This is a genomic window from Kineococcus glutinatus (genome assembly GCF_039542765.1).
GTDB classification, from domain to species: Bacteria; Actinomycetota; Actinomycetes; order Actinomycetales; family Kineococcaceae; genus Kineococcus_A; species Kineococcus_A glutinatus.
In genome coordinates, this window is record NZ_BAABIL010000843.1 from 1 (window position 1) to 907 (window position 907).

Below are 907 nucleotides of genomic sequence, written 5' to 3' on the forward strand. Positions count from 1 at the left end.
CCCGGCCCCGGTCGGGGTCGAAACCGTCCACGGCCTTGACCAGCCCGAGGGAGGCCACCTGGACGAGGTCGTCCACCGTCTCCCCGCGGCCCCGGTAGCGCATCGCGATGCTCGTCGCGACGGGCATGTTGAGGCGGATCACCTCCTCGCGCGCACGGTCGCGCTCCGCCTCGGTGCGAGCTCCCCGCACGGTGGCGAACAGCCGTGCCGTCGCCTCCCGCCGCACGTCGGTCTCCGACGTCGCCTGCCCGTCCACGTTCGCCACCCGGCCGTCCCGTCCTCGTTCCGAACGCCGCCTCTCGACGGGGACCACGGCACCACGGGGCAGGGACCCCCGCAACCCGATCATGGGCAGCGGCGGTGGCGGTGCCGCGACCGCCCGGCACCGCTTGCGGTCGCCGCCGGGATCACGGTGGGAGAGGCTGGCGGCGACGTCGTGGACCCCCCTACCCGGGGGTGGCGCAGCCCATGCGCCCGGACGGCGACGGCGGGAGGAGCGAAGCGTGCGCGTGGTCGTGGTGGGTGCCAGCGGGAACGTCGGATCGGCGCTGCTGCGCCGGCTGGCGGCGGACGACGACGTGTCCGAGGTGGTGGCCGTGGCGCGGCACGTGCCCGAGCACGACCCCACGGGGGCGCGGTGGGTCACCGCCGACGTCGCCTCCCCCGGATCGGAGCCGCGCCTGGCCGAGGCCGCCCGCGGCGCCGACGCCCTCGTGGCGCTGGCGTGGGGGATCCAGCCCTCCCACGACGAGGCCGCGCTGTGGCGCACGAACGTGGACGGCACGCTGCGCGCGCTGCGGGCCGCCCGCACCGCCGGGGTGCGCCACGCCGTCTACGTCTCCTCGATCGGCGCCTACGGGCCGCGCCCGCGGGAGACGCCGCTGGTGCCGGTGGGCGAGGACCACCC

At 77.4% G+C, this 907-nt stretch carries 2 protein-coding genes; one reads left to right on the top strand and one right to left on the bottom strand.

Annotation, left to right across the window (positions count from 1 at the left end; all coding sequences use genetic code 11):
- On the bottom strand, nt 1-265 hold a 265-nt coding region (locus tag ABEB16_RS21965), incomplete at its 3' end, for a sigma factor (protein ID WP_345714292.1).
- Between the two features lie 238 nt (nt 266-503).
- On the opposite strand from ABEB16_RS21965, the gene ABEB16_RS21970 reads away from it, so the two are divergent.
- A partial coding sequence (locus tag ABEB16_RS21970) for an NAD-dependent epimerase/dehydratase family protein (RefSeq protein ID WP_345714293.1) occupies nt 504-907 on the top strand: 404 nt, incomplete at its 3' end.